General features: G+C 70.9%; 14 protein-coding genes and 1 pseudogene. 12 read left to right on the top strand and 3 right to left on the bottom strand.

Annotation, left to right across the window (positions count from 1 at the left end; genetic code table 11):
* Positions 1 to 94: 94 nt before the first annotated feature.
* Positions 95 to 1,195 (bottom strand): annotated as a pseudogene (locus ACIQ7D_RS34145) (polysaccharide lyase family 1 protein); the annotation flags it as partial.
* Between the two features lie 220 nt (positions 1,196 to 1,415).
* Complete coding sequence (locus tag ACIQ7D_RS34140) at positions 1,416 to 2,057, bottom strand: TetR/AcrR family transcriptional regulator (RefSeq protein WP_403944517.1); 642 nt, start codon at positions 2,055 to 2,057, stop codon at positions 1,416 to 1,418.
* Positions 2,058 to 2,649: 592 nt separating this feature from the next.
* Between ACIQ7D_RS34140 and ACIQ7D_RS34135 the strand changes: the two genes are divergently transcribed.
* The 3 genes from ACIQ7D_RS34135 (at position 2,650) to ACIQ7D_RS34125 (ending at position 5,789) form a co-directional block, all read left to right on the top strand.
* Positions 2,650 to 3,870, top strand: a complete 1,221-nt coding sequence (locus ACIQ7D_RS34135; protein WP_403944514.1) for a sensor histidine kinase — start codon at positions 2,650 to 2,652, stop codon at positions 3,868 to 3,870.
* A gap of 52 nt (positions 3,871 to 3,922) precedes the next feature.
* Positions 3,923 to 4,639 carry a response regulator gene (locus tag ACIQ7D_RS34130; protein WP_403944512.1) on the top strand — a complete coding sequence of 239 codons (717 nt, stop codon included), beginning with the start codon at positions 3,923 to 3,925 and terminating at the stop codon, positions 4,637 to 4,639.
* 115 nt (positions 4,640 to 4,754) lie between these two features.
* Positions 4,755 to 5,789 carry a DUF418 domain-containing protein gene (locus ACIQ7D_RS34125; protein ID WP_403944510.1) on the top strand — a complete coding sequence of 345 codons (1,035 nt, stop codon included), beginning with the start codon at positions 4,755 to 4,757 and terminating at the stop codon, positions 5,787 to 5,789.
* Here ACIQ7D_RS34125 and ACIQ7D_RS34120 read toward each other — a convergent pair.
* Positions 5,777 to 6,430, bottom strand: coding sequence for a FadR/GntR family transcriptional regulator (locus ACIQ7D_RS34120; RefSeq protein WP_403944508.1), 654 nt, complete (start codon positions 6,428 to 6,430; stop codon positions 5,777 to 5,779). The genes ACIQ7D_RS34125 and ACIQ7D_RS34120 overlap by 13 nt on opposite strands.
* A gap of 91 nt (positions 6,431 to 6,521) precedes the next feature.
* Between ACIQ7D_RS34120 and ACIQ7D_RS34115 the strand changes: the two genes are divergently transcribed.
* From ACIQ7D_RS34115 to ACIQ7D_RS34075, 9 genes are all read left to right on the top strand, one after another.
* On the top strand, positions 6,522 to 7,769 hold the full coding sequence (locus ACIQ7D_RS34115) for a CynX/NimT family MFS transporter (RefSeq protein WP_403944506.1): 1,248 nt from the start codon (positions 6,522 to 6,524) through the stop codon (positions 7,767 to 7,769).
* 364 nt (positions 7,770 to 8,133) lie between these two features.
* Positions 8,134 to 12,267, top strand: a complete 4,134-nt coding sequence (locus ACIQ7D_RS34110) for an amino acid adenylation domain-containing protein (protein WP_403944504.1) — start codon at positions 8,134 to 8,136, stop codon at positions 12,265 to 12,267.
* A 34-nt stretch (positions 12,268 to 12,301) separates the two neighbouring features.
* The gene (locus ACIQ7D_RS34105) at positions 12,302 to 13,258 is read left to right on the top strand and encodes a pseudouridine-5'-phosphate glycosidase (RefSeq protein WP_403944502.1); all 957 of its coding nucleotides are present in this window, start codon (positions 12,302 to 12,304) and stop codon (positions 13,256 to 13,258) included.
* Positions 13,255 to 15,186: an HAD-IA family hydrolase gene (locus tag ACIQ7D_RS34100; protein WP_403944500.1), complete on the top strand. Its 1,932-nt coding sequence runs from the start codon at positions 13,255 to 13,257 to the stop codon at positions 15,184 to 15,186. The genes ACIQ7D_RS34105 and ACIQ7D_RS34100 overlap by 4 nt, the downstream gene beginning before the upstream one ends.
* Positions 15,187 to 15,230: 44 nt before the next feature.
* Positions 15,231 to 15,947, top strand: coding sequence for a uracil phosphoribosyltransferase (upp, locus tag ACIQ7D_RS34095; protein WP_403944498.1), 717 nt, complete (start codon positions 15,231 to 15,233; stop codon positions 15,945 to 15,947).
* A gap of 237 nt (positions 15,948 to 16,184) precedes the next feature.
* Positions 16,185 to 17,144, top strand: a complete 960-nt coding sequence (locus tag ACIQ7D_RS34090) for a glycoside hydrolase family 43 protein (RefSeq protein ID WP_403944529.1) — start codon at positions 16,185 to 16,187, stop codon at positions 17,142 to 17,144.
* Positions 17,141 to 17,350: a twin-arginine translocation signal domain-containing protein gene (locus ACIQ7D_RS34085; RefSeq protein ID WP_403944496.1), complete on the top strand. Its 210-nt coding sequence runs from the start codon at positions 17,141 to 17,143 to the stop codon at positions 17,348 to 17,350. Before ACIQ7D_RS34090 ends, ACIQ7D_RS34085 begins: the two co-directional genes overlap by 4 nt.
* 503 nt (positions 17,351 to 17,853) lie before the next feature.
* A complete protein-coding gene (locus ACIQ7D_RS34080; protein ID WP_403944494.1) occupies positions 17,854 to 18,906 on the top strand; it encodes a tellurite resistance/C4-dicarboxylate transporter family protein in 1,053 nt (350 codons plus the stop codon).
* A 360-nt stretch (positions 18,907 to 19,266) separates the two neighbouring features.
* Positions 19,267 to 23,052: a nitrate reductase subunit alpha gene (locus tag ACIQ7D_RS34075; protein WP_403944526.1), complete on the top strand. Its 3,786-nt coding sequence runs from the start codon at positions 19,267 to 19,269 to the stop codon at positions 23,050 to 23,052.
* Position 23,053: the final 1 nt, after the last annotated feature.

Below are 23,053 nucleotides of genomic sequence, written 5' to 3'. Positions count from 1 at the left end.
TCAGGAGTCCACACAACCCCCGATGATCACGCGGTGGCCGTACCCGTTCCCAGCCGGGTCCGCGACAAGATCGCGAAGTCAGACTGGAGTACTAGCAGCTACCGTTCGAGACCTGGAGCCCCTTGCCCGCGCCCGCGGTCCGGCTCACGATGCTCGGTACGCAGGCCGTCCCGTCGAGGCTGTACGAGTACGGGATGCTGACGGTGGTGTTGGACTGCGGGTTGGGCCCGGCGGGCTTGTTCTCGCTGCCGGGGGTGGACCAGGTGACGTTGTCGAACGTGTTGCCGGCGACCTGCCAGTACCCGACCGTGTCGGTGTAGAAGGTGCCCAGGACGTCCTTGGAGTCCTCGAAGTAGTTGTTGTCCACCTTGGCGCGGGCCCCGGCCCGGGAGTTGATGCCGGACTCGTTGAGCTTCACGTAGTGGTTGTTGTACATGTGGGCCACGCCGCCCCGCAGCAGGGGCGCACGGGAGTCGATGTTCTCGTACCGGTTGTGGTGGTACGTGATGAAGCTGTTCGACAGCTCGGTCTCACTGGACCCGACGAGCCCGCCGCGGCCGGAGTTGCGCAGGACGCTGTAGGAGAGGGTCACATACTGGGTGTTGTCCTTCATGTCGAAGAGTCCGTCGAATCCCTCCGACTCCCCGCCGGACGCCTCCAGGGTGGTGTGGTCGACCCATATGTTGCGGACGTTCCGCTCCATGCCGATGGCGTCACCGCCGTTGGACGTGGGCGAGCCGGACTTCTTGACGTTCCGTACGGTCACGTTCTGGATGATGATGTTGCTGGACTCACGTATGTGGATGCCCAGTTGATCGAAGACGGCACCGCTGCCGACCCCCAGGATGGTGACGTTGCTGATCTGCTTCAGCTCGATCAGCCCGGCGGCGGTGTTGCAGCTCGCGCCGGACACCTTGCTGGTGTTGCCGTGGTTGATGGTGCCCTCGACCTCGATGGTGATCGGGGTACTGCTGCTGGCCCGGCCGCACAGGGCCTGGTGGATCGCGGTCCCCGTGGTGGCCCGCACGGTCTGCCCGCCGGCCCCGCCGGTGGTCCCGCCGTTCTGGGTCGCGTAACCGGTGGCGCTGCCGACCGCCGCCGACGCCGGGGGTACGGACACCACGGCGCTGGTCACGGCCGCGAGGGCCACCGTGACCAGCACCGCACGGAACCGTGGTGCGACTCGCATGTTCATATCTGTCTCTCCGTCATTCGTCTCGACCGAGCAGGCATATGCCATGTGCCATGTCCATGTCATACACATGGACACCAAGAGAGGGAAAGCGCTTTCTGACTAGCCGTGAGAATAGGCCCCTCCCGCCGGGCCGACAAGGTCGCGGACACCCCCGGACGCCCCCGCGCGAGTGCCGGGCGCGCGCGGCGGCCGAGGCGCCGCGTTCGGCGCGGGCGCCGCCCTACTCGTCCGTGAAGTGCGCGAGCGCGGTGATCACGCGGTCGGCGATGTCCGGCGGCCAGGGGAAAGCGGGGGCCACCGCGCGCTGATGGGCGAGACCGTGCAGGCCCAGCCACAACGCGACCACGTCGGCGGACACATCGGTGCTGGTCGTACAGCCGGCGGTGACGCACTCCTCCAGGGCCACGGCGAGTCGCTCCATGCTCACCCGGCCGAGCGTGCCCACATCCTCCTCGGTCACGGAACCCTCCGCCAGATCGGGCATCCACAGCCCGCCGAACATCGTGCGGTAGCGCCCGGGGTGGGCCTCGGCGAACTCCAGATAGCTCCGGCACAGGGCCATGAGCCGCTCACGGGGCGCGTCACCCGCGGCGTCCAGGTCGGTGCGCAACTGTTCGTCCAGCTCGGCGAAGGCGCTGCGTACGGCGGCCAGCATGATGGCGGGCTGGTCGGGGAAGTGGCGGTAGATCGAGGGGGCGGCGATCCCGACACGGCGGGCCACGGAGCGCAGGGTGATGGCGCTCTCGTCACCGGTCTCGTCGAGCAGGCCGACCGCCGCCGCCACGATCTCGTCGCGCAGCCGGTCACCCTGGCCGCGGCGGTTCCGCACGCGGACGCGTACCGCTGATGCGTCATCTCCCATGACGTCACCTTACAGCGCGAAACTTAAGGGTGTTCCCCTTGCGTTCGCCACCGCCTCATGTTCGGCGGCGGCACCGACGCCCCTCCCGCCGCCTCCGGTGATCCGGGCACCCTCGGCGGGGAGGCGATGGGGGGCGATGGGGATCCTCACCGACCGCCTCACCGGCTGCCTCTCCGACCGTCCCGCCGCGGGGCACCGCACGGGCACGAACCCGGCCGCCGACGCGGTCGCGTTGTGGCTGGGCCTGCACGGGCTCGCCCACCAGCGGGCGCGGCCGGATTGGTCCCTGAACTGCCGCCCCGTAGGCGAATTTCACCGACGCGAGGGCGCGTACGCCGGTGCGAGTCTGGCCGCTCACCCGGGCGGCAGACCGCGACGCGCTGACATCAGCCGGAGGGCCGTGAACAGGACGGCCGGCCCCCTTGTACGCCCCACTCGTCCGCGCCGAAGGGCCCCGCCCTCCGGCGCGGACGCGCGCGGGCCGCCGCCCCTCGGCCCCTTGGCCCGGCCCTTCCCGCGCCCCGCGTCCCCCTGCCCGCATCGGCCGTTCGGCCGACCCGCCGGGCGGCCCGCGTTGGATAGTCTCCGCGTGGTGAACGCGCATGCCCCGCTGACCGCGGACCCGCCGAAGACCACCCCGTCGTCCCCTTTGCCCGTACAGAGAGCCCTGTCCGTCGCGCTGTACGCGGTGCTCACCGCGGTGTGGCTGGGGGACGTGGTGTCCACCGGGGGGCTGCGCACCCCCGAACGCGACTGGCTGCTGCCCCTGGTGTCCGGGCCGGTGGCCGCCGTATTTCTGCATCTGCCCTACCGGTGGCTGTCCCTGGAGCGGCGCGCCTGGATCGCGGCATGCGGTTCGACGGTACTGACGGGGGTGATGGAGCTCAGGAGCCTTGAATCCGGCGGGAACTGGGGGGTGCTGGAGTCGGTCTGCCTGCTCATCCTGCTCGCCCGGACCTGTCGGCGGGCCGGCCGGCCGTACGTCGCCGTCGCGCTGGGGATCGCGGTGCTCCTCGGCCCGGTACGGCTGCACAACGCGGGCGTGCTGGCGGGCTCCTTCTCGCTCACCTTCGCCATCGGCGCGGCGGTCGCGTTCGGCTGCTACCTCCGTGTGCAGGACGGGTACCAGGCCCGCGCGATGGACAGCGTCCGGCAGGCGGAGCGTATGGAGCTGGCCCGGGACCTCCACGACTTCGTCGCCCACCATGTGACCGGCATCGTCGTGCAGGCGAACGCCGGGCTGGCGATCCGGGCGACGGCACCCGAACACCTCGATCCGATCCTGGAGAGCATCCAGAAGTCCGGTATGGAGACGCTGGATTCCATGCGCCGCCTGGTACGGGTGCTGCGAGAGGTCGAGGGCACACCCCGGCGGCCCGGTGAGCTGTTCACCGAACTGGCCGGCATGGTCTCCGGCTTCTGCGGTGGCGAGGACGGCGCGGACGGCGCGGACGCCACCCTCTCGGTGGCCGCCGCCGCCCGCTCGGCGCGACTCGCGCCCGAGGTGGAGCTCTCCGTGCACCGCGTGGTGCAGGAGTCGCTGACCAACGCGCAACGGCACGCCCCCGGCGCGCTGGTGGCCGTACGGGTGGACACGGAGGGCGGACGGCTGCGAGTGGAGATCGACAACACGCCCCCGGCCGCGCCGCCCGCCGCGTCACCGGTCGGAGGCCGCGGGGGCTTCGGCATGGTGGGGCTCCGGGAGCGGGTGGCAGCGGTCGAAGGGCTGCTGGAGGCGGGCAGGACACCGGACGGCGGCTGGCGGGTCGTCGGCGTCTTCCCCGTGCTGGACACGGCGGGATCCGCCGCCTGAGGCGGACATGGCAGGATCGGCCGGGTGAGACGGACATGGCAGGATCGGCCCGGTGAGTGATACGACGGCAGCGGACAGCACGGCGTCCCCGGTGACCAGGGTGCTCATCGCCGACGATCAGCATCTGGTCCGTACGGGGTTCCGGCTGATCCTGGACGCCCAGCCCGGTATCGAGGTCGTGGGCGAGGCCGCCGACGGCGCCGCCTGTGTGGAGATGGCCAGAAGGCTGCGGCCGGACGTGTGCCTCGTCGACATCCGGATGCCCGCGCTGGACGGGCTGGAGGTCACGCGCATCCTGGCCGGCCCCGGGTCGGCCGACCGGATGCGCGTCGTCGTGATCACCACCTTCGACCAGGACGACTACGTCAGCCGGGCGCTGCGCCACGGCGCCTGCGGGTTTCTACTGAAGGACGCCAGCCCCGCGCTGCTCGTCGAGGCGGTACGGGCGGCGCGGCGCGGGGACGCGCTGATATCCCCCGCGGTCACGGTACGGCTGCTGCGTCAACTGGAGGGCCGGCGCGGTCCGTCGTCCTCCGGCGGCCGTGCCCCGAAGGCGGCGCTGACGGCGCGTGAGCTGGATGTGGCGCGGCTGGTCGCGGTGGGGCGCACCAACCAGGAGATCTGCGGGAACCTGTTCCTGTCGCTCGGAACCGTCAAGACGCATCTGACGAACATCCAGTCCAAGCTGGCCGTGCGCAACCGGGTGGAGATCGCCGCGTGGGCATGGGCGACGGGCACGGTCCCGGAGGATTCCGGCTTCCCGGAGTGAACGGGCCCCGGGTCAGGGGCGGCCCCGGGGAGGAGCCCGTATCGGCCGGACGGCCGATGGGGAACGGCCGTCCGGCCGAAGTGCCGTACGGCGGCGCTGCCGCACCGTGAATGCCATGAACACAACGACCTCGACGGACCGGGCCACCGCCCAGGAACCCGCCGCGCGGGCGCCACGCCGGATCACCGCGCTGGACGCGCTGCGCGGCTTCGCGCTCTGCGGCATCCTGCTGGTCAATCTTCCGTATCAGTTGATGGAGATGCCCAAGCAGGACGACGCTTCCCGCGTCTATCCGGTCCCCGCGTTCCTGGACCTCTTCGTCCATCAGCGGTTCTTCCCCGTCTTCGCGTTCCTCTTCGGACTGAGCTTCGCGCTCTTCCTGGAGAGCGCGGCGCGCCGGTCGCCCCGCCCCCGGCTGCTGCTGGCCCGCCGGCTGGTGGTGCTGGGGCTGCTCGGCTTCGCGCACCAGCAGGTGCACCCCGGGGAGGCGCTGCTTCCGTACGCGGTCTTCGGGCTGCTGATCCTGCTGCCCGCCTCATGGCTGCCGACCTGGGTGGTGCTGCCTGCGGGGCTGCTCGGGCTCGTCGCCTCGGTCACCCTCGTCGGGGGCGGACTGGCGAGCGTCCCGGGGCTGTTCCTGCTCGGGCTCGCCGTCGCACGCCTGGGTGTCGCCGGCACGCTGGACCGCCGTACCGGGCAACTCGCCCTCGTACTCGCCCTGGCCGTCGCGGGGGCGGTCGCCGTCGGCCGGCTGGAGCACGGCTACCCGTCCGCCGGACCGTACGCCACGCGGATCGCGGCGGCGGCCGGTCTCCTGGGCGCCGCCGTGTACGCCACCGCGCTGCTGCTCGTCCTGCGCACCCGGCTGGGCCGGCCGCTGTCGGCGGTCCTCGAACCGCTCGGCAGGATGGCGCTGACCAACTACCTCACCGCGACGGTCCTCGTGCTCGCCGCGGCGGGTCCGCTGGGACTGCGGCACTCCTCCCGCTGGGTCACCGCCATGGTCCTGGCGGCGGCCGTTGTCGCGGCGCAGGCCCTCTTCAGCCGCTGGTGGCTGGCCCGCTTCCGGTACGGGCCGCTGGAGTGGGTCCTGCGCTGCCTGACCTGGTGGAACGTGGTGCCGCTGCGCCGCAGGTCTCAGTCCATGTAGGAGCCCGCCTCACGCGCCGCCCGGTCGGCGTCGCGGTCGCGGATGGCGTCGACCAGGGTGGCGTGGTCCTGGAACTGCTCGGAACGCAGCGCGTCGCCGAAGTGGTCCAGGAGGGAGTCGCGGATGACCTCGCCGAGGTCGGCGTGGAGCCCGGCGAGCACGGAGTTGCGGGACGCGGTGACGACGGCCAGATGGAAGGCCACATCGGCGTTGACGAAGGCCACCCGGTCGCCGGCGGCCCACGCGTCCTGGCGCTGCTGGAGCGCGTGGTCGAGCCGTTCCAGGTCGTCCTCCGTACGGCGTTGGCAGGCGAGACGGGCGGCGCGCACCTCAAGGGCGCTGCGGACATCGGCGATGTCCTCCGTCCTGGCCTTCTGGAAGCGGTTGCGCATCATGCCGGCGAGTTCGCTGGTGGCCTGGACATAGGAGCCGGAGCCGTGGCGGATGTCCAGCAGCCCGGTGTGCGCCAGGGCCCGGATGGCCTCGCGCACGGTGTTGCGGGCGACGCCGAGCTGTTCGACGAGTTCGGTCTCGGTGGGGATGCGGCTGCCGACGGGCCAGGCGCCTGAGGTGATCTGCTCGCGAAGCCGGGTGATCACTTGGTCGCCCAGGGCTTGGCGGCGTACGGGATCCATGTTCATGCCGCACAGCCTACGTCAGACCTACAGTCATCCCATGACTCTACGAGAATCACTGGACATAGAGTCATGGGATGACTCTATGATGGGGTCTATGACAACGGATGAGGTCAACGAGAGCACCCCTCGTTCCACCACGGCCCCGCCCCGCGGCACGCCGCGCGGCGTGCGCCGTCTGGCCGTGGTGGCGCTGGTCCTGGCCGCCCTCAATCTGCGCCCCGGCGTCACCAGCCTCGGCCCCGTCCTGGAGGAGGTAAGGGACAGCCTCGACATGAGCGGGTCGGTGACCGGGCTCGTGACCTCCATCCCCGCGGTGTGTTTCGCGGTGGTCGGCTCGACGGCCCCGCTGCTGGCCCGGCGCTTCGGGGCGAGCGGCGTCATCGCGGTCGCGGGCGCGGTGCTCGCCGCGGGACTGGCGCTGCGTTCGTTCGCCTTCGACCCGGTGCTGTTCGTCGTCCTGACGGCACTGTCGCTGGCCGGGATCGCCGTGGCCAACGTGCTGTTGCCGATGGTCGTCAAACAGCGCTTCCCCGACCGGGTGGGCGCGATGACCGGCCTGTACTCCATGGCGCTGAACGCCGGCGCCTCGTCCGCGGCGGCGCTGACGGTGCCCCTGACGCAGGCGTTCGGCGGCGACTGGCGGTACGGTCTCGCGGCCTGGTCGGTGCTGGCCGCGCTGGCCGTACCCCCCTGGCTGGCCCTGGCGCGCCGCCGGACGAAGCAGCCCGCGGGCCACCTCGGCGGCGCGGTCGGACCGCCGCCCGCCGCGGAGAGCCGGCTCACCCGCGACCCCACGGCCTGGGCGCTCACCGCGTACTTCGGACTCCAGGCGAGTTCCGCCTACATCATCATCGGCTGGCTGCCCCAGATCTACCGGGACGCGGGCCTGTCCGCCGGAACCGCGGGGCTGCTGTTCTCCGTGTCCTCGCTGCTGGGGGTGCCCTTGTCCCTCGCACTGTCGGCGGTGGCCGGCCGGCTGCGCCACCAGAGCGGGATCGCCGCGGCGATCGGCGCGTGCGGCTTCGCCGGGTATGCCGGGCTGTGGTTCGACCCCGCCGTCGCACCCTGGCTCTGGGCGGTCCTGCTGGGCGTCGCCAACTGCTCCTTCCCGCTGGCCCTGACGATGATCGGCATGCGGGGCCGCGACGGCACCACCGTCGCCCGGCTCTCCGGCTTCGTGCAGAGTTTCGGCTACGCCCTGTCCATTCCCGGCCCCCTCGTCGTGGGTGTCCTCTACGACCACGCCGGCGGCTGGCGGCTTCCCCTCGCCTTCGTCCTGGTGCTGACACTGGTCCAGATCGCGGCCGCCGTGCCCGCGGGCCGCGACCGTCAGATCGGCTAGAACGGACCGGCTCGGCAGAAAAACGCTCCACAGAAACGAACCATCTCCCGCATTTCACCTTTCATTTCCCGTGATATCCGTAGGGAAATGACTCGGGGAGATAGCATGCGGTAACGCACGGATCTGGCGCGCATCGGTTCTTCGTGGTATTTTTTGATGAACTGCGCGACGCCCGTTCAGAACTCCCCGGGAATTCCGGTTCGATCCGCAGACGTTCCGCTCGCATTCCGCACAGGTCGCCACCGCACTGGCCGACGAGCAATTCTGAGTACCGCCCCAGGAAAAGAACACAGAGTTCCACACGGCGCCCCGTCCTCACCGTGGACGCCACCCTCCCGAGACGCGGAAAAAGGAAGACTCCCCCATGAGCGTAGAGACCGTCCCCTGCTCTCGTCGTGCCACCCTCGGCCTGCCCGGCCTGTTGCGCGAACAAGCACAGGCCACTCCCGACCGGATCGCCGCCGTCCACGAGCGCCAGAGCCTGACCTTCGCCCAGTTGACGGAGTGCAGCTCCCGTGTGGGGAAGCTGCTTAGACGGGCCGGAGTGGGCCGGGACAGCCGGGTCGGCGTGTTCATGGAGCCGTCGCTCGACCTGCTGAAGGGCGTCTGGGGAATCCTGTGGGCCGGCGGGTGCTACGTACCGCTGTCGCCGGAATACCCGGAGGAGCGGATCGCGTACATGCTGCTCGACGCCGGCGTCGACATCGTCCTCACCCAGGAATTCCTCTCGCCGGCTCTTCGGGAACTGGCTCCGGCCGGAGTCACCGTGCTCACCCTCGACGACATACTGGAATCGTCGGAGAAACACAGCCGCGCGGCCGGCCTGCCGGAGCCGGAGATAAGGCCCGACGATCTCGCCTATGTTATTTACACCTCCGGCAGCACCGGTAAGCCCAAGGGTGTGATGGTCGAGCACCGGAGTATCGTGAGCCAAATGCGATGGCTGCACGACGAGTGCGGTCTCGACGAAAACGAAACGGTGCTGCAGAAAACCCCCATGAGTTTCGATGCCGCGCAGTGGGAATTACTCGCCCTCGCCTGCGGCAGCACCGTGGTGATGGGATCCCCCGGTATCTACCGCGACCCCGAGGCCATCATCGCCACGGTCCAGCGGCACGGCGTGACCATCCTCCAGTGCGTACCCACCCTGCTCCAGGCGCTCCTGGACACCGAGAAGTTCCCCGCCTGCCGGTCCCTGCGCCAGATCTTCAGCGGGGGCGAGGCGCTCTCCCGCAGCCTCGCCGCACAGTGCCTGGACACCATGCCGGACGCCCGTCTGGTCAACCTCTACGGCCCCACCGAGTGCACCATCAACGCCTCGTCCTTCGTGGTGGACCGCGCGGCGCTGGAGGACGGCCCGCTCGTCATGCCGATCGGCACCCCCGTACGCGGCACCTCCCTGCACGTCCTGAAACCGGACGGCGCACCGGTCTCCGCCGGGGAGATCGGCGAACTGTACATCGGCGGGGCGCAGGTGGCCCGCGGCTACCTCGGCCGCCCCGACCTGACCGGCGACCGGTTCCTGGCCGACCCCTTCTCCGACGCGCCCGGCTCCCGCCTCTACCGGACCGGCGACCTCGCCCACGTCAACGCCGACGGCACGGTGCAGTTCGTCGGACGCGCCGACAACCAGGTCAAGCTGCGCGGCTACCGGGTCGAACTGGACGAGATACGCCAGACCGTCGAGACACACGACTGGGTACGCGCCGCCGCCGTCCTGCTCCGCGACGACGCCGCCACGGGCTTCCAGAACCTCGTCGCCTTCGTCGAACTCAACCCCAAGGAAGCCGCCCTGATGGACCAGGGCAACCACGGCTCCCACCACCAGTCCAAGCACAGCCGGCTCCAGGTCAGGGCCCAGCTCGCGCACCCCGGCTGCCGCACCGACGCCGACCTGGCCGGCCGGGCGGCCGTGGACCTGCCCGGCGCCGAGGCCACCCCCGCGCAGCGGGCCCTCGCCTTCTCCCGCAAGACGTACCGCTTCTACGAGGGCGGCGAGGTGACCCGGGACGACCTGCTGCGTCTGCTCGCCCCCCGGACCCGGCCGCGGCCGCCCGCCCGGCGCTCCGAGACCGTGGGCCTCGACGAACTCGGCACGATCCTGCGGAACTTCGGCCGCCACCTCAGCGACCAGCGGCTGCTGCCCAAGTACGCCTACGCCTCCCCCGGCTCCCTGTACGCCACCCAGCTCCACGTCGAGATCGGCGAGGGGCACGACCTCCCCGCGGGCGTGTACTACTACCACCCGCTCCACCACCGGCTGGTGCTCGTCGGCCCCGCCGCCGAGACCGCGACCACCGGAGTACGGGTCCACTTCCTCGGCAAGCACGGCGCCATCGAGCCGGTCTACCGCAACAACGTCCGCGAGGTCCTGGAGATCGAGGCGGGCCACATGGCCGGCCTCTTCGACGAGGTGCTGCCGGCCCACGGTCTGCGGATCGCCGCGGCCGCGTACACCCCCGCCGTCCGGCACCGTCTCGACTGCGCGCCGGACGACCACTACCTGGGCAGCTTCGACCTCCTGCCGCTGGAGCGGGGCGCGTCCGAGGACACCGGCCCCCTCGACCTCTACGTCCAGGCCCACTCCTCCCGGATCGAGGGCCTGGCGCCGGGCCAGTACCGGTACACCGGCACCGGGCTCGTCCGCGTCGGCGACGACGTGATCCTCAAGAAGCACGTCATCGCGATCAACCAGCGGGTCTACGAGCGTTCCGACTTCGGTATCAGCATCGTCGCCACCGGCTCCGCCCCCTGGCGGCACTACCTCGACCTGGGCCGCGGACTCCAGCGCCTCCAGATGAACGACCTGCGCCTGGGCCTCATGTCCTCGGGCTACAGCTCGAAGTCCGGCAACGACCTGCCGTCGGCCAAGCGGCTGGACCGGATCCTCGCCGACGGCGGGCTGCCCGCCGGACCCTCGTACTTCTGCGTCGGCGGGCGGGTCAGCGAGGCGCAGTGGCACGGCGAGGACATGAAGGAGGACGTGGTCCACATGCAGGGGCCCGCCGAGCTGATCAAGGAGGATCTGGCCGCGCTGCTGCCCCGCTACATGCTGCCCAACCGGATCGTCGTCCTGGACCGGCTGCCCCAGACCGCCAACGGCAAGATCGACCTGAAGGCCCTCCAGACCGCCCAGGAGACCGAACTGACCGTCGGCGACCGCGCTTTCGTCGCCCCCCGCACCCCGCTGGAACGGCGGATCCGCGATGTCTGGCAGGCGGTCCTCAAGCGCGACCAGGTCTCCGTCACCGACGACTTCTTCGAGCTGGGCGGCAACTCCCTGCTCGCCGTGGCCCTGGTCAGCCGGCTGAACGCGGACTTCGGCGGCGCGATCCCGCTCCAGATCCTCTTCGAGGCTCCCACCGTGGAACGGCTCGCCATCGCCCTGGAGGCCGCCTCGCCCCGGCCCGCCTCCCGGCTGGTGCCGCTCCAGCCCGAGGGCAGGGGCACCCCGCTGTACTGCTGGCCCGGCCTCGGCGGCTACCCGATGAATCTGCGCCCGCTGGCCGCGGCCCTCGGCACCGAGCGGCCCGTCCACGGGGTCCAGGCCCACGGCATCAACCCCGGCGAGCGCCCGTACGACGATGTCCGCGCCATGGCGTCCGCCGATGTCGCGGCGATCCGGGAGATCCAGCCGAACGGCCCCTATCTGCTGTGCGGTTACTCCTTCGGCGCCCGGGTCGCCTTCGAGGCGGCGCGCCAACTGGAACAGGCGGGCGAGCGGGTGGAGCAGCTGTTCCTCGTGGCTCCCGGCCAGCCGCGGCTGCGCCCCGAGGACGCCGTCGGCGCCACCGGCCGGGCCGACTTCGGGGACCGCGCCTTCCTCGCCCTGCTCTTCTCCGTCTTCGCCGGCACACTCGGCGGCCCGCGGCTGGACGAGTGCCTGCGCACCGTCACCGACGAGGACGGCTTCGTCGCGTTCGTCACCGCGTCCTTCCCCGGCCTCGGCGAGGAGCTGGTACGGGCGGTCACCGGGATCGTACGGCGTACGTACTCCCTCACCTACGACTTCCACGAGCTACGCGGACGCCGTCTCGACGCCCCGGTGACCCTGGTGCGGGCCGACGACGACAACTACTCCTTCATCGAGAACGAGGGCGGGTACTCCGCCCGGCCGCCCGCCGTCCACCAGATGCGGGCAGGCCACTACGAACTGCTGCGCGAGCCGCATGTCGCCCGGCTCGCCGCCGTCCTGAACGACCGGCTGCCCGCCGGTCCCCGCACGTCCCCCCGTCACAGCCAGCCGGCGCAAGCCACGGTCCAGGAGGTCGGAGTGCCCCACATCAACATCAAGCACTTCCCGGTGCCCATCACCGAGGAGAAGGAGCTGGAGCTGGTCGCCGCGGTCACCACGGCCGTGCGCAACGCCTTCGGCTGCACCGAGGAGGTCGTCTCCATCGCCCTGGAGCCCGTCGCCCAGGACGTGTGGAACGAGCGGGTCTACATACCCGAGATCGTCGCCCGGCAGGAGTTGCTGCGCAAGACGCCCAACTACTGACCGCCGCCCGCAGCCGACGACAAGGACCCCTCCCATGACGATCTCCGCCCCCCGGCGCCACCGTCCGGTGCCCCTGGTGTTCACCGACGAGGTGGCCACCGCCCTCGCCGACGGCGACCCCGTGGTCGCCCTCGAATCCAATGTCATCACCCACGGACTCCCCTACCCCGACAACGCCGCCACCGCCCGCAAGGTGGAGGACGCGGTACGGGCCGGCGGCGCGGTGCCCGCCACCATCGGCATCGACGACGGCCGCGTCATGATCGGGATGACCGACGGCGACATCGAGCGCTTCGCCGCCACCCCGGGCATTCCCAAGGTCAGCAGCAGGGACCTGGCGGCCGTCCTCGCCTCGGGCGGCACCGGCGCCACCACGGTCGCCTCGTCGCTGGTCGCCGCCGAACTGGTCGGCATCCCGTTCTTCTCCTCCGCCGGCATCGGCGGTGTCCACCGGGGCGCCGAGACCACCATGGACATCTCCTCCGATCTGATCCAGTTCACCCGCTCCAAGGTGGCGGTGGTCTGCGCCGGCGCGAAGAAGATCCTGGACCTCGGTCTGACGCTGGAGTTCCTGGAGACCCACGGCGTGCCCGTCATCGCCCACGGCTCCGACGACTTCCCCGCCTTCTACTGCCGCTCCAGCGGGCTGCGCGCCCCGCAGCGGCTGGACGACGCGTCCCTGATCGCCCGCGCCGTCGAGACCCACTGGGCGCTGGGCAACCCCGGCGGCGTCCTCGTCACCAGCCCGACCCGGCCGGAGGACGCCATCGACGAACAGGACGTCGAGGCGGCCATCACCGACGCCCTGCGCGGCGCGGCGGCGGACGGGGTCCGGGGCGGCGCCGTCACCAAGTACGTCATGCGCGCGGTGGACCGCGCCACCGAGGGACGCTCCGCTCGGGCCAACACCGCCGTACTCATCCACACCGCGCGGATCGGCGGCCGGCTCGCGGCGGCCCACGCCCTGCTCCGACGAGAGGAAGACCAGTGACCACGACCACGTCCCAGAGCGCCCCGGCCCCCGCGGACACGGCTTGGACGGTCCCGGCCGGTACGGAGACGACCGGGCCGGCCCGTGTCGCGATGTTCGACCTGGACGGAACGCTCGTCGACTCACCGCGGGCGATCGTGGAGGCGTTCGCCGCCGCCTTCGAGGCGATGGGCCTCGCGCCCCGGGACCCGGCGGACGTCCGGGCCACCATCGGCCTGCCCCTGGAGCAGGCGTTCGGGAAACTGCTGGGGGTGCCGCAGGACGATCCCTCGGTCGCCGACGGTGTGGCGCGCTACCAGGAGGCGTTCCGTACCGTCATCCTGCCGCGCGCCCGCTCGCTGGTCTTCCCCGGCGTCCACGAGGGGCTGGCCGAACTGCGCCGGCGGGGGATCGTGGTGACGGTGGCCACCAGCAAGTTCCATGCCAGCGCCGACGCCCTGCTCACCGCGGCGGGCCTGCGCGACCACGTCACCACACTGGTCGGTGCCGACGACGTCACCCACCCGAAACCGCACCCCGAGCCGGGGCTGCTGATCCTCGGACGGCTCGGCGCCCGGCCCGAGCACGCCGTGATGGTGGGCGACACCACACACGACCTGAAGATGGCCGCGGCGGCCGGTCTGGCGTCGGTGGCGGTCACCTACGGGGTGCACGAGCGGGCGGAGCTGGAGGCCGTCTCACCGACTCATGTCGCCGACACGTTCGCCCAGGCCGTGGAGCAGATCCTCACCGTCCTGCCGGCCGAGGGCGACACCCGCACCGTCGAGAGCCTTCTGGACGACAGCACCTACCACATCGAGTTCAACGGCCACCTCACCAACCACATCAAGCACGCCGTCGTCGCCCTCTCCGGACTCGGTGTCGATCCCGGCCGGATCAGGGCCTACCACGACAACTACATCGCCCTCACACCGTACGGCTGCCGCGTGGAGCCCGCCCGGTCCCCCCAGCGGCTGATCGACGACAGCAACTGGCTCGAACTCCTCGGCCGACGCGAGGACTTCGCCGCCTACTGCGCGTTCTTCGACCGGCGCGAACGCGAACTGGGCATGACGGGCCTGCTGCGGAGTTACGTACCGCGGCTGCTCGCGGGCTGGGCCGGCGCGCTCCAGCACGCGACGATCCATCTGGGCTGGGCCCTGGACGCCGGCAACCGCCGGATGGCCATCGAGGGCCTCGCCTACCTGGCCTTCGCGTATGTCGACTGCCACCCCGAGCGCGCCCGGCCCTCCGCCGCGCCCGGCCCCGGCGGGCCCCGGGACTCACTGCTGGGCATCGCCCGCCACTGGGAGGAGAACCGCCCACGGCTCGGTGCGTGGGTCGAGGACCTGGTCGGCGGTACGAGCGACGGCATCCACCCCGAACTGCTGCGGTCCGGGCTCCAGTACCGGATCGCCCGGATGCTCGGTGAGGGCCACCCGCAGATGTACGAGACCCCCTCCTGGATCGACGCGCAGGACCCCGACGCCAGTTGGGACCAGCTCGCCCATCTCGTCACCGTGCTGTACCTGACCGAACCGGGCGACTTCCTCCTGCTGCACCTGGTCACCGCGCTCCACGCGATGCGGCAGATCGCGGACGTCCTGCCCGCCGAGCAGCAGCGCCGCGCGGTCGCCTGCTACTGGACCGGCATCCTGGGAGTGCTCTTCTCCCGGGGCCACTTCGTCGCCCCGTCGAAGCTGACGGCGATCGACGGCCTCTTCGACATGGCCATGGACGACCCGGACGACCCGCGCTGGGCCCGGGAGTGGGACTGGCACATCGCACGGGCCGTCGAGGAGGAAGAGGAGCACAACGCCAAACTCGTCTACGTGATGCGCGAGTTGTGGCGCCGCTCGGGCGGCCGGTCCGTGTACCGCGTCGCCGCCGGACAGTTCACCACCACCCCGGAACTCCCCCACACCTTCGAGCAGCCCCCGGTCGACTGACCGCCTCCTCCCTCCCTCCCTTCTTCCCTCTTTGAGGAGCCCCGATGACCACCGTCACGCAGCCGGCGACCGTCACACAGCCGACCACCGCCACGACCACGTCGTACCACCACCTCCTCGGCACCAGCGTTCATCTGCTGCCGCAGACCGACCAGTTGCGCGCCCTGCACACCGTCATCCGTGACCGCGACGCCCGCCGCGAGGACTTCGTCTTCTACGCCGGCCGGATCATCCGCCTGCTCACCGAGGCGGCCCTGAACCTTCTGCCCTTCGAGCCCCGCGACGTCACGACCCCCGTCGGCCGGACCTACCGTGGACTGCGCTTCGCGGAGAACCTGGTGGGGGTGCCGATCGTACGCGCCGGGGAGAGCATGGAGGCCGAGCTGCGCGCCGTCGTCCCCGGCATCGGAATCGGCAAGATCCTCATCCAGCGCGACCGGACGACCAAGCAGCCGCGCCTGTACTACACGGCGTTCCCCCAGGACATCGCCACCCGCCAGGTCCTCCTTCTCGACCCGATGCTGGCCACCGGCGGCACCGCCCTCGCGGCCATCGAGGTCCTGCGCGACCTCGGCGTCCCGGAGGAGCACATCGTCTTCGTCAACTTCATCACCTGCCCCGAGGGCATCGCCGCGGTCTGCGACCGCTACCCCGGGGTGCGGATCGTGACCTCCGCCATCGAGGAGGGACTCAACGAGAACGCCTACATGATGCCGGGCATAGGCGACTTCGGAGACCGCTACTTCGGAACGGAGCGCTGACCTCACGCCCGACCTCTTGACGGCCGCTCGTCTCAGGGTGTTGAGATGAAAGCACCACCATCTGTCGTGGACATGATCGAGGGGAACCTGATGCGCCCCACCCGTTGGTTCGCCGGCCTCGTTCCCCTCGGACTCGTCGCCACACTCGTCCTCGGGCACGCCGCGACCACCGCCGAACCCGCCGAGGCCGTCGTCAGGGGGACGGCTGATCAGCCGTCCACGCTCGGCCGCCCCCTCGTGGGCGGCGCCGACCCGAGCGTCATCAAGGTCGGCGACCTCTATGTCTCCGCCAAGTCCGTGGACGGCGGCATCGCGGTGCGGTCGGCGTCCACCCTGGAGGGCGTCGCCACCGCCCCCAAGCACCAGGTGTGGCGGGACACCGGCGACCTCGGCGAGGTCTGGGCCCCGGAGATCGTGCATCACGACGGCCGCTACCGCATCTACTTCGGCGCCGGCAGGGGTGCGGCGCACCGGATGTACCACATCAGCTCGGCCGACCCGGACACCGGTTACTCCGCCGCGGCCAAGGTCGCCCTGCCCGCCGACAAGTGGGCCATCGACGGGGTGCCCCTCACCTTCGGCGGCCGGCGCTGGTTCGTGTGGTCCGGCTGGTCCGGTGACACCAACGTCGAGCAGAACCTGTACATCGCCCGGATGAGCGGCCCCACCACGACCACGGGCGGCCGTTACGTCATATCGCAGCCGCGCGAGCCATGGGAACGGGTCGTGGGCGACCCGTACATCAACGAGGCACCCCAGCCGATCGTCGACCCCAACGGGCAGTTGCACATCACGTACTCCGCGAACGGCAGTTGGAGCAGCCAGTACTGCATCGCCGACCTGCGGCTGCGGGCCGGCGGCGATCCGACGTACGTCTGGGACTGGTACAAGAGCAACGGCTGCCTGTTCGGCTCGCACGCCCCGACCATGATGCCGGGCTGGGACCCCACACTGAACGTCGACGGCCCCGGCCACCACACCTTCGTCCTGCCCCGCGGCGACGCCGCCGCCGGGCCGCCGTCCGGCAACCGGTTCCCGACGATGTTCCACGCGGTCGCCAAGGGCACACCGTATTCGTGGTCCAACCGCTACTGGTACACCGGCACGGCCGTCTGGTGGAGCAACACCACCTATCGCCGGGCCAACGTCCCCGGTGCCCCCACCGACACCGGGTACAGCCTCAAGTTCTTCGAATGAGAAGCGTCAGAAGGCCTTCCATGTTCGACCCGCCGGCACTCTCCCGGCGTCACTTCCTCGGAGCGGCCGGCGCGATCGGACTCACCGGTGTGTTCGGGGCGGGACGACGGGCACCGCCCTGGCGGCGGACGGCGACAGCGTCGTCCCGGTCAACTGGCCGAAGCTGGGCTCCTACTCAGGGGCGGACGCCGCCGGAACCCGGGTGAGCGCCATCCTCGCCGGGAGCGCCCGTTATCTGATCGGCCCCTGGTACGCCGCCACCTACCACCTACTACGGGCGGGAGCACCGCATCGGCGCCATGGCGGGGCAGACGTATCTCACGCTGTTCCTGGCCCGCAATTCAACGGGCAACCGGCTGCGCTGGACGTGACACCGAGCGGGCGCGCCGCCGCCGAAAGGCGCGGACCGCCCCAGGCCTGAGCGAGGGAGGATACGGCCCCCGCCGCCGACCGGACACACCGCGGGGCCGCTTCCCGGCCCCACGGTGTGGCGAGATTTCGCTTCCTCGTCCACGCTCTCCTGTTCGAGTCGCACCGGCAGGTATGCCGCCGCCCCGCCTTGCCCCAAAGAAGCGCCAAGGAGATCCAAGAAAGCGTCAAGCGGTCGACCGTCCCCGACCAGGCGGTGGTGGCCGAAACACCGCTGCCGCCGGCGCCTCAGCGGTACCGGCAGATGGCTTTCGGCTGGGGGCGGGGACACCCTGCTGCGGTGACATGGTCAGCGATAGTGCGTGAAGCCCTGGCGCGGGCGGGGCGGAGAGCGGATCAGGCGGCCCAGGGGCTGCTGCCCGCGAGCTTCGCCCCCGTGATGGCCGGTGGAATCGTCTCGCGGGCCGCCGCGTCCCTGGAACTGCGGCGGCTGTCGGACGCGTTGCTCGGGATGGCGGTGGTGGCGTACGCCGTGCTGGTGGTGGCATCGGTGTGGCGGCTGAGCCGCCACCGCCACCGCGTCGTACGGGACGCGGCCGATCCGGCGAAGGTGTTCGGGTTCTTCACCTTCGTCGCGGCCTCGGGCGTCCTCGCCACACGGCTGGCGGGCGGCCGGTGGGCGGCGGTGTCGGTGCTGCTGCTGGCATCGGCCGTACCGGTGTGGCTGCTGCTGACCCGCCGGGCGGCGCTCACACTGCGCCGGGTGGGAGCGGCCGGCACGGTACGCGCGGCGGAGGGGAGCTGGTTTCTGTGCGTGGTGGGACTGCAGTCACTGGTACTGGCGGCGTCGGCGCAGAATGACCAAGGCGCCTGGCGGGCCGCCGAGTTGGCCGGTTGGTCGACGGGCGTGCTGTTGTACGGGGTGACCACAGGGGTGGTGGCCGCGCGGCTGTTGCGCTTCGGGATCAGCCCGCGCGAGCTGTCGCCGCCCTACTGGGTGGCGATGGGCGCCGGAGCCATCTCCGTACTCGCCGGGGCGCGATTCATCTCGTACGAGCCGGGTGCCGCCGCCGGGTGGCCGACGGCGGCCGGTGCGGTGGCGGGGGTGGTGACGGTGGTGTGGACCTGGGCCGTGGGGCTGGTGCCGGTGCTGGTGGCGGCCGGGGTCTGGCGGCACGGCGTGCGTCATGTGCCGCTCGTGTCCGAACCCGCCTGGTGGACCATCGTCTTCCCGCTGGGAATGTTCGCGGTGGCGACGGAGACGTTCGGGACGGCGGAGCGGGCGGACGGACTCGTGGCTGTGGGACGGGCGCTGGCCTGGGTCGCCCTGGCCGCCTGGACGCTGGTGGGCGCCGCCGCCCTCGTACGGAGGTCGGGGCGTGTGCGGCGGTGACGGCGGGCCATGCCCCACGTGCCCGTTCAGGCGACCGGTGATCCGGCCATACCTACGGGTCAAGGGAGGAGAAAGTCAACTCCGAACCGGCCCCGCACTCCATATTCGCCCCTTTTGTACGCATGCATCACGGCTGATTCCACTGCCATCCGGCGCCACTGGAACACACATCCGAGAAGGGGTACATGCGTACTGCATATATCGCAAAGCGCAAAGAAAATTGGTGCCAGGAGATACCAAACGACTGAATTTCACCGTGCGAGGGGCTGCTGATTCCCGTGATGCTGAGGCTTCTTGAGCGAAAGTCGGCCATGCCCCGCTGACCACGGGCGCGGCCTCACCGGGAGGAGCCCGACCGTGATGCGTCGTCAGGCGAAAAAGGAGGCGGAACGCGCCGCGGCAGCGGTGACCGAACGCCTGTTACGTGCGGGGGCATCACTGCGGCGGACCGCGACGACCCCGGATCTGCGAGCCGTCTTCGAAATCGACAAGCCCGTCAAGGACGCGCCGTACCGGGAGCGCTGGGCGCACGACAAGGTGGTGCGCTCGACCCACGGCGTCAACTGCACCGGCTCCTGCTCCTGGAAGGTCTATGTCAAGGACGGTCTGATCACCTGGGAGACACAGGAGACCGACTATCCCTCGGTCGGTCCCGACCGGCCCGAGTACGAGCCGCGCGGCTGCCCGCGCGGCGCCTCCTTCTCCTGGTACACGTACTCGCCCACCCGGGTGCGCTACCCGCACGCCCGCGGAGTGCTGGTGGAGCTGTACCGCGAGGCGAGGCAGCGGCTCGGGGACCCGGTCGCGGCCTGGGCGGAGCTGACCGGCGATCCGGAGAAGCGGCGGCGCTACCAGGCGGCCCGGGGCAAGGGCGGCCTGGTGCGGATCGGCTGGGAGGAGGCCCTGGAGATCGCGGCCGCCGCCCATGTGCACACACTGCGCACACACGGCCCCGACCGGATCGCGGGGTTCTCGCCGATCCCCGCGATGTCCATGGCCTCGCATGCGGCCGGCGCGCGCTTCATGGCTCTGATCGGCGCGCCGATGCTGTCGTTCTACGACTGGTACGCGGATCTGCCGATCGCCTCACCGCAGGTGTTCGGCGACCAGACCGACGTGCCCGAGTCGGGCGACTGGTGGGACGCCGCCTATCTGATGCTGTGGGGCTCGAACGTACCGGTGACCCGGACCCCCGACGCGCACTGGATGGCGGAGGCCCGTTACCGGGGCCAGAAGGTCGTCGTGGTCTCGCCCGACTACTCCGACGCGACGAAGTTCGCCGACGAGTGGCTGCATCCGCACCCGGGCACCGACGGGGCCGTGGCCATGGCAATGGGGCATGTGATCCTCAAGGAGTTCTTCGCCGAACGGCAGGTGCCGTACTTCACCGACTACGTGAAGCGGTTCACCGACCTGCCCTTCCTGATCGAGGTGCGCGAGCGGGAGGCGGCGGGGCGGTGTGTGCCGGGGAAGTTCCTCACCGCCGCCGATCTGAGCCCGGCCCATGACCTGGGCGCGCACGTGGACGAGGAGTCGCGGCGCTGGATGCCCGTGCTGATCGACGCGGCGACCGGCGAGCCGGTGGTGCCGAACGGCACCCTGGGGGACCGCTGGAGCAAGGGTGGTGAGGGCCGCTGGAACCTGGACCTCGCCGGTATCGACCCGCTGCTCACTCTGTACTCCCCGGACACACCGCACACCACGGACACCCGGCAGGCTCCGGAGCGCAGGACCGTCGAGGTCGAACTGCCCCGCTTCGAGGAGCCGGGCGCCACCGTACGGCGCGAGGTGCCCGTACGGCAGATCGGCGGCCGGCTGGTCACCACGGTCTTCGACCTGATGATGGCCCAGTACGGAGTGGGCCGGGACGGACTGGGCGGCCAGTGGCCGAAGGGGTACGACGACGCCTCCTCACCCGGCACGCCCGCCTGGCAGGAGGCGATCACCTCGGTGCCCGCCGGGGCCGTGGTGCGTGCGGCACGGGAGTTCGGGGGTACGGCGGAGAAGACCCGGGGCCGCTGCATGATCGTGATGGGGGCGGGCACCAACCACTGGTTCCACTCCGACACCATCTACCGGTCGTTCCTCTCGTTGCTGCTGCTCACCGGCTGTCAGGGCGTCAACGGCGGCGGCTGGGCACACTACGTCGGACAGGAGAAGGTCCGGCCGTACGCCGGCTGGCAGCAGCTGGCCACGGCCGCCGACTGGGCACGCCCGTCACGGCAGATGGCCGGCACACCGTACTGGTATCTGCACACCGACCAGTGGCGGTACGAGAGTTACGGTGCCGAGGAGCTGGCCTCCCCGACCGGCCAGGGCCTCTTCGCGGGCCGCCACACCGCCGACCTGGTGACCCAGTCGATGCGGCTGGGCTGGATGCCGTCCTCCCCCACCTTCCGCGCCAACCCCCTCGACCTGGGGCAGCGGGTACGCGAGAGCGGACAGGACCCCGGGGAGTGGGTGGTGGACCAACTCAACTCCACCGAGCTGGAGTTCGCCTGCGAGGATCCCGACGCGCCGGAGAACTGGCCCCGGGTGCTCACCGTGTGGCGGGCCAATCTGATCGGCTCCTCCGCCAAGGGCAACGAGTACTTCCTGCGCCATCTGCTCGGCGCACGCGACAACGCCACCGCGGAGGAAGCGCCCGAGGACAGCAGGCCCGCCGATGTGACCTGGCGGGACGAGGCGCCGCGCGGGAAGCTCGACCTGCTGATGGCTCTGGACTTCCGGATGACATCCACCACGCTCTTCGCCGATCTCGTGCTGCCCGCCGCCACCTGGTACGAGAAGCACGACCTGTCCAGCACCGACATGCATCCCTACGTACACGCCTTCACTCCGGCGATCAACCCGCCCTGGCAGGCCCGGACCGACTTCGACATCTTCCAGGGGCTCGCCAGGAAACTGAGCGAACTCGCCGAGGGCCGCCTCGATGTACGGCACGATCTGGTGGCCGCCCCTCTCCAGCACGACACCCCGGGTGAGACCGCCCAGCCCGGCGGGGTCGTACCGGACTGGCGCGACAGCACGACATCCGCCGTACCGGGCCGCAATCTCCCGCGCTTCACCGTGGTCGAACGGGACTACACCGCCGTCGCCGACCGGCTCGCCACCCTGGGGCCCCTCGCGGAGCAGGACGGTATGCAGGTCAAGGGCGTACAGGTGAACCCGGCGCCGGAGTCGGCCTGGCTGGCCGCTCGCTGCGGTGTGGCCCAGGAAGGAGCGGCGAAGGGCCGGCCACTGCTGGACACCGACGTGAAGTTCTGCGAGGCGGTCCTCGCCCTGTCGGGCACGACCAACGGGCGTATCGCGGCCGAGGGCTTCGACCGGCTCGCGGAACGGGTCGGCGCCGCCTCCGGACTCACCGAACTGGGCGCCTCGGTGAAGGAACGGCGCGTGGTGTTCACCGACACCCAGGCCCGGCCGGTGCAGGTCGGTGCCAGCTTCGAGTGGTCGGGCAAGGAGGCCCCCGACCGGCGGTACGCGCCCTTCACCATCAACACCGAGCACCGCAAGCCCTGGCACACCCTCACCGGCCGTCAGCACTTCTATCTGGACCATGACTGGATGGCGGAACTGGGTGAACAACTCCCCGTCTACCGGCCGCCGTTGGACATGGCGGTGCTGGGTGAGGCCGCGTCGGCCCCAGCTGGCACGCCGGCTGCTCCGGCCGGCTCGGGGGAGAACCGTACCGTCACCGTCCGCTACCTCACTCCGCACTCCAAGTGGTCCATCCACTCGGAGTACCAGGAGAACCTGATCATGCAGACCCTGGCCCGGGGCGGCCCGGTGATCTGGCTGAGCGTGCCGGACGCCGAGTCCATCGGCGTCGCGGACAACGACTGGATCGAGGCGGTCAACGCCAACGGTGTCGTCGTCGCCAGGGCCGTGGTCTCGCACCGCATGCCGACCGGCACGGTGTTCATGTACCACGTGCAGGAGCGACTGGTGAACGTACCCAAGTCCGAGGCCACCGGTGGCCGCGGCGGGGTGCACAACGCCCTGACCAAGCTCCTCATCAAGCCCACCCACCTCATCGGCGGCTACGCCCAACTGTCCTTCGCCCCCAACTACTTCGGTCCCACCGGCAACCAGCGTGACTCGGTCACCGTCATCCGCCGCCGCTCCCAGAATGTGGAGTACTGAC

Source organism: Streptomyces sp. NPDC096310 (assembly GCF_044763125.1).
Taxonomy (GTDB): Bacteria; Actinomycetota; Actinomycetes; order Streptomycetales; family Streptomycetaceae; genus Streptomyces.
The sequence above is the reverse complement of the archived record's forward strand: the minus strand, read 5'-3'. Positions and strand labels throughout refer to the sequence as shown.